Consider the following 5,840-nt stretch of genomic DNA (forward strand, 5'->3'; position numbering starts at 1 on the left):
GAGATAATCTTTTTCTTCGACGGCTTACCGCGCAGTTCGTGGTAGAAATGCGCGATCCGCACGGCCGCTTCGTTGGCGGTGCTGCCGCCGCAGGAATAGAAGACGTGGTTCAGATCGCCCGGCGTATGCTCAGCCAGCCAAGCCCCGAATTCTGCCGCTGGAACATTGGTGCTGTGCCCGAACGGGTTGTAGTACTGCATGTCCATCACCTGCTTGGCGATGGCCTCTGCCATATCCCGCCGACCGTGGCCGATGTTGACGCACCACAAGCCAGCGATCCCGTCCAGCAGTTTGCGCCCTGTGCTGTCGGTCACGTGGATGCCGTTCGCGCTCTCGATGACCTGACTGCCTTCGTCCTTGAAGGTGGCGAAATCGCTGTAGGGATGCAGCAGGTGGTCGCGGTCCATTTCCCAGGCACTGCGTGTGTTTGGATGTGTCATGTCGATCCTTTCAGACAGTATTGACCCCTGCCGGGGCAGGGCAAAATGGCGACCGGCGTCGCATGCGCCTCAAATCTCAGCGTGCCAAAGTTCGATAAAAACGTTCTGTTCGTCTCCGGCAGGCGCAAAGGCGGTGCCAAAAAGAACCATATCGCCCCATCTCGCGTTGTCGCCAGCGGGCACTTCCAACTCCGCCCTCGTGCGTCCGAAATAGCTGCCGTCAGGCTGCGGCACCATGCGCCCTGCGTTATGCACCATCAGCACCGTCCCGTCCTCCAGCTCAAGGAAATAGCGGGCCTCGACTTCATAGGTACCATCAGCCAGACGGCGGGCGAAATCGGCACCGCCGGGCAGGATTTCTGCGCGCCATGTGGCCGACACAACCTCGCCCCCGGTGATCGGGAACAGCGCGCGTCCGGTGCCGCGGGTGGTGTCGAATTCGGTCGGCGGCGCAATCTCGGCCCGGATCGAACAGACCCGCGTTAGGCGGGGCTGGCCGGGGGACAACGACGCGCCCAACGACGTGATATCGGGGCAATCAGCGTTCATAGGTCACCTGTCCGTCGAACAGTGTCAGATCGACCTCTAACGCACCGATCTGATCAGCCTGCGCTTTTTCTATATCACCCGACAGTAGCGCTAAGTCCGCTTTCATGCCGGGCCGGATCATGCCGGTCAGATCTTCGGCATAGCCGACGTAGGCCCCGTTGCGGGTATAGGCGGCCAGCACATCTTGCAGCTCCAGCCGCTGATCTCGCAAACCTTCGGCCCAATTCTTCCGCGTCATCGCAGCCTGAATGCCCGCCAGCGGAGAGATCGGCACGATCGGCCAGTCTGACGAAAAGGCGACCATTGCACCCGTGTCCGCGATGGTGCGCCAAGCGTAAGCCATACCCGCCCGGTCGGGGCCGATCCCCACGGTCGTGTCATCCTCGCGCACAGGCGCGTGCGGCGGTTGCATCGAAGCAACGACACCCAGTTCGGCAAAGCGCCCCAGATCGTCGGGTTGCAGCATCTCGACATGTTCAATCCGGTGCCGCCGGTCGCGCGGGCCGTTGGCATTGGCCGCCGCCTCATAGCCATCAAGTGCCAGCCGCACCGCCGCATCGCCGATGGCGTGGATGGCGATCTGCATGCCGCGTTTGTCGATCTCTGTCGCAGCCGCGATGAAATCCTCGCGCGTGAACAGCATATCGCCCCGGTGGCCGGGACGGTTAGCATAGGGTTCGATCATCGCTGCCGTGCCGCTGGCTATGACACCGTCAAGGAAGATTTTGACGAAATTGCAGCTCAGGGTGTCGCCCGTGAAGTCCCGCGTCATCGCACTCGCGCGGTCCAGTTCCGATATGTCCATTTCCGCCGTCAGGTGGAACGGCACCTTCACCCGCGAGATCAAATTTCCCTCTTCCTCAACCTCGCGCAGGACCTCAAGCATATAGCGGTTGCCGTCCATGTTGTGCATCGTGGTGATGCCGTGGCGGGCGGCATGGCGCAGGCCGACCTTCAGGGTCTCGCGGTCTTCTTGGCGTTCCTTTGCCGTCGGAGGCACGGGCGGTTCGATTCCCGACATGCCGTGCGATTCACGCCCGCCGACATTGCGCACATCCAGAACCGGCAGCATCGCCAACTTCTCGTGCAGCTCGCCGGTGGCTTTGCCGTCCGCGCCCATGACCACCTCGTTGCCGCGCGGCAACTCACGCCCCTCCAGCAAACCCGCGGCCTTCAACGCTGCGTTGTTGGCCCACGCGGTGTGGAAATCATAGGCCATAAGCGCCAGCGGACGGTCGGGGCAAATCTCGTCCAGCACGTGCCTGTCCAAGGACCGATCCGGCCCGAGAATTTGATAGCTGGCACCTTGCCCCAGCAACAGCGCGAGGTCCGGATGGCCCGCTGCGTAGTCGCTGACCGCCGCGCGCAATTCTTCCATGCCGCTGACCCTGTCGGCGCGGATCACGGTTTCGTTGTAGCCGCCCATGAAGAGATGCACGTGCGATTCCACGAAACCCGGCAGCAGCGTGCGGCCTTGCGCGTCGATCTTGCGTGTCTCTGGCCCCGCCAGCGCCGCGATCTCGGCGTCGGTGCCCACAGCGGTAATCCGGTCGCCATCGACGGCGACCGCCGTCGCGCGCGGCCCGTTTGGGTCCATGGTCAGCACGGCGGCATTGGTGAAAACGAAGGTGGGGGTCATGCGGTTTCTCCTGTCGGACGCAGGCGCGTCGCGGTGAGCGTGGCGTCGTCGAAGACGTAGGTCAAAAGGGGCGTGATCCGTTGCGACAGCATCGCGTTATGATCCGCAAGCGTGGTCTGCGGGTCCGTGATAAGGGTCAGGTAGCAGGGCATCCAAAGGTCATAGAGCAGCGTCGCGAGATAGGTGATCTCCATCGGCGTGCCCGCCCGCGTGCACAAATCGTAGAGTTCCAGCCGATCTATAATCGCCTCAATCAACAGGCGCGAAGTTTTGCGAAACCGGTCGGACAGGTCCGTCTCGGGGCGTCGGATGACCGACGCTTCTGCGTAGCGCCAGACCCGGCGTGAAGCGATATCCAGCGTCTCCTCGGAGATCTCGGAGAACAGGTCCAGCACGATGTCGGCGAGCGGAACGCCTTCCAGCCGAGGTTTGCGCGATCCGCTCTCGCGCTTGCGCTGAGTGCCTTCCTCGACGATGGCGACAAGGATGCCGTCCTTTGACCCGAAGTAGTTAAATACAGTGGGTGCCGACACGTCGCAGGCTTCGGCGATATCCGCGACCGTGGTCGCATCAACGCCCTTACGCTCGAATAAATCGATTGCCGCCGCGATGATATCGTCCCGGCGCCGGGCTTTTTTTCGATCACGCAATCCGGGTTCTGCATCTTTGGGCATCAGGCTCTCTTCGTTGCGGTTCATATTTTTTGTTCGTATAAAAATTTTTATTGACTAAAAGTTTTTTGTCAATAACTTTCGAGCAATTGCAAGGATGCTCCACATGCTCGATATACGTTCGCTTTCAAAGAAATTCGGTTCCGGGGCTAGCGCCTTTCACGCGCTAAGGTCGATCGACATCACCATCAAAGAGGGTGAATTCTTTACGCTGCTTGGTCCGTCCGGCTGTGGCAAGACGACCCTGCTGCGGCTGATCGCCGGCTTTGAACAGCCCAGCGGCGGGCAGCTGGTGCTGGACGGCAAAGACATTGCAGCGATCCCGCCGAACCACCGCCCTGTGAATACAGTGTTCCAAAGCTATGCGCTGTTTCCACACATGACCGTGGCGCAGAACGTCGCCTTCGGGCTTGAGGCGCGCGGCACCAAACCGGCGGAGGTCGCTCCGCGGGTGGATGAGATACTCGAGATTGTGCAGATGGCGCACCTGCGCGACCGCAAGAGCAGCCAGATGTCCGGTGGCCAGCAGCAACGTGTGGCACTGGCCCGCGCGCTGGCCCCGCGCCCGCGCATTCTGCTGCTGGACGAACCGCTCTCGGCACTTGACCTAAAGCTGCGCAAGCAGATGCAGTTCGAGCTTAAGCGCCTGCAGCGGGAATTGGGTCTGACATTCATCTTTGTCACCCACGACCAAGACGAGGCGCTGACCATGTCAGACCGCATCGCAGTGATGGAAGGGGGCACGTTGCAACAGGTGGCCGACCCCCGATCGCTTTACGATCATCCGGCAAACCGGTTTGTCGCCGGGTTCATCGGGGAAGCGAATTTCCTGCCGGGCACCATTGCGGACGGCAAGCTGATCCTGGCCGGAAGCCCGCCCGCGCCAATGCCGCGCGACACGAAAAGCAGCGGGCAAGTCACCGTGATGATCCGCCCCGAACAGGTTGTCGTTGGCCCCACCGCCCAAGAGGCCATCACGCTTGATGGCCGGGTTGAGGCGCTGGTTTTCTCAGGGACCGATACTCATGTCAGCCTGCGGCTACAGAACGGCAACACCCTTAGCCTGCGATCCCCGAACACATCCCACGCCGGGACGTCCCTAGCCGAAGGACAGAGATTGCAGGTGTCCCTGCCCATCGATGCGCTGCGCGTCCTGCCGGAGGAGATCGCGGATGCCGCATGACGCCCCCGCAAGCGAACGCGCCCTGATCCGGAAAGAGACCCGGCGGCGCTGGTCGCTTGCGCTGCCCGCGCTGACGGTGATCACGCTGCTGTCTATCCTACCGCTGGCGGTCATGGTCGCGTATTCCTTTATGCAAGCGGGTCAGTACGCAGGTGTTGAGCCGGGCTTCTCTCTCAACGGATGGAGAGCGGTATTTTTCGAACGCGACTTCTTTGACGACAGCCTGATCCCGGCCACCGCGCATCTGACGATCCTGGGCCGGTCCATTGCGCTGGCTTTGGCCACCACTGCGTTGACCTGCGTCTTTGGCATTCCGACCGCGTGGTTCATCGCCACGCGCCCGCCGTCCTCGCGCGGCTTCTGGATGTTCCTTATCACAGTGCCGTTCTGGACCAACCTGCTGGTGCGCACTATCGCCATACAAGATGTGATCCGCGCCGACGGCACCCTCAACCGGTTGCTGCTGGCCACGGGCATCATCAATGAGCCGCTACAGATGATGTTCACCAATGGTGCCGTGCTGGTGGGGATGACCTATGTGTACCTGCCGCTGATGGTACTGCCCGTCTATGCCGCGATTGAGAAGTTCGACTTCCGCCTGTCGGAAGCCGCTTACGATTTATACGCCTCACGGCTCTACTGCTTGCGCCGTGTCGTGCTGCCGCTGATGTGGCCGGGCATCATCGCAGGATCAATCCTGGTCTTCATTCCGGCGCTCGGGGCCTACGTCACGCCGCGCCTGATGGGCGGGGGACGTGCGATGATGTGGGGCAACCTTATTGACCTGCAATTCGGGCAGGGCCGCAACTGGCCGCTAGGAGCCGCGCTGTCGATCACTCTGACTCTCGTCGTTCTGGGTGCCCTTGTCTGGTATGCCCGCCGCGCCGCAAAAGAGGATCGCGCCAATGGCTGAGAAACGCTTCGACGTCACGCATATTCCCGGGGCCGCGTTCATTGCGTGCATCACCTTTCTGGCCCTCTATGTGCCTGTCCTCATCCTCGTGGTGAACGCATTCAACGGCGGTGACACGTCGGGCCAGTGGGAGGGCGCATCGCTGCGTTGGTTCGCAGCCGCGCTGGACAACGCGGCATTCCGCAGTGCCGCGCTCAATTCGCTGATCGTGGCGGCAATGGCGGCCACCGTATCGACGTGCCTTGCCACCATGGCGGCGCTGGCAGTAAGGGGAGCGTCGTCAGAGCCGACGGATCAAAGATTACGGGCCTCTTTGCATGCGGCGAAATCGTCGGCGGTGTCTTTTTTGCGGGCTATCCCGGCGGGTCGGGCCTCACGTCTGGGGCTGTATTTGGCCGCCGTGCGGGGTATGGCGCATCTCAGATATGAGGGCAAAATATCTCGA

The 5,840-nt window shown here is 61.8% G+C and carries 7 protein-coding genes; 3 read left to right on the forward strand and 4 right to left on the reverse strand.

Annotated elements, in window-relative coordinates; genetic code table 11:
* From ABYT07_RS18290 to ABYT07_RS18305, 4 genes are all read right to left on the reverse strand, one after another.
* Positions 1-440: aminotransferase class III-fold pyridoxal phosphate-dependent enzyme (locus ABYT07_RS18290; RefSeq protein ID WP_372993453.1), on the reverse strand; the 440-nt coding region annotated here is incomplete at its 3' end.
* 69 nt (positions 441-509) lie between these two features.
* Positions 510-989 (reverse strand): DUF3237 domain-containing protein, encoded by a 480-nt coding sequence (locus ABYT07_RS18295; protein WP_372993454.1) that lies wholly within the window; start codon positions 987-989, stop codon positions 510-512.
* Positions 979-2,628, reverse strand: coding sequence for an amidohydrolase (locus tag ABYT07_RS18300; protein ID WP_372993455.1), 1,650 nt, complete (start codon positions 2,626-2,628; stop codon positions 979-981). The genes ABYT07_RS18295 and ABYT07_RS18300 overlap by 11 nt, the downstream gene beginning before the upstream one ends.
* A complete protein-coding gene (locus tag ABYT07_RS18305; protein ID WP_372993456.1) occupies positions 2,625-3,326 on the reverse strand; it encodes a TetR/AcrR family transcriptional regulator in 702 nt (233 codons plus the stop codon). Before ABYT07_RS18305 ends, ABYT07_RS18300 begins: the two co-directional genes overlap by 4 nt.
* Positions 3,327-3,405: 79 nt before the next feature.
* Between ABYT07_RS18305 and ABYT07_RS18310 the strand changes: the two genes are divergently transcribed.
* From ABYT07_RS18310 to ABYT07_RS18320, 3 genes are all read left to right on the forward strand, one after another.
* On the forward strand, positions 3,406-4,482 hold the full coding sequence (locus ABYT07_RS18310; protein ID WP_372993457.1) for an ABC transporter ATP-binding protein: 1,077 nt from the start codon (positions 3,406-3,408) through the stop codon (positions 4,480-4,482).
* Complete coding sequence (locus ABYT07_RS18315; RefSeq protein WP_372993458.1) at positions 4,472-5,395, forward strand: ABC transporter permease; 924 nt, start codon at positions 4,472-4,474, stop codon at positions 5,393-5,395. The genes ABYT07_RS18310 and ABYT07_RS18315 overlap by 11 nt, the downstream gene beginning before the upstream one ends.
* Positions 5,388-5,840, forward strand: a 453-nt coding sequence (locus ABYT07_RS18320; RefSeq protein WP_372993459.1) for an ABC transporter permease, incomplete at its 3' end; no start/stop codon positions are given. The genes ABYT07_RS18315 and ABYT07_RS18320, both read left to right, overlap by 8 nt.

Origin of the sequence: Sulfitobacter sp., from assembly GCF_041552635.1 — a bacterium.
GTDB lineage: Bacteria > Pseudomonadota > Alphaproteobacteria > Rhodobacterales > Rhodobacteraceae > Sulfitobacter.